General features: G+C 55.0%; 1 protein-coding gene. It reads right to left on the reverse strand.

All coding sequences use genetic code 11. The features are described 5' to 3' along the window. Positions 1–117: 117 nt before the first annotated feature. On the reverse strand, positions 118–444 hold a 327-nt coding region (locus ACSZO4_RS25860), incomplete at its 5' end, for an IS30 family transposase (protein ID WP_437891934.1).

Here is a 444-nt window from a genome sequence, read left to right on the forward strand (position 1 = left end):
GGAGATTTCAGATTCGCGCGACTGACTTAAAGGTCAAACCTTTCGGAGTCCCCCGGCAAAGCCGGGGGTTTACCGGATTTAATTACAGATGGGCGGATTCAACTCCGAAGTGCAACGCTAAGCCGCCAATCTTAGCTCTGCAAACACCACAGACGGTTGCCTGAATCCGAGACACTTGCGTGGCCTGCTGTTCAGCGCCCCCTGGTAGTGCTGTAAGTCTTCTTCTGACACTGTCCGCAGGTCAGTTCCCTTCGGGATAAACTGCCGTAACAGGCCGTTTGTGTTCTCATTCAGCCCCCGCTCATGCGACGCATACGGGTGGGCGAAGTACGTTTCTGCTTCCAGCGCCTCCGCTATCGCCCGATGTTCACTGAACTCGCCACCGTTGTCGAACGTGATGGTGTGGCAGACATCTTTATAGCCACTCAGCATCGAGATGATGGC

The sequence above is a fragment of the Phytobacter sp. V91 genome (genome assembly GCF_965644225.1).
Classification (GTDB): Bacteria; Pseudomonadota; Gammaproteobacteria; order Enterobacterales; family Enterobacteriaceae; genus CBFFRJ01.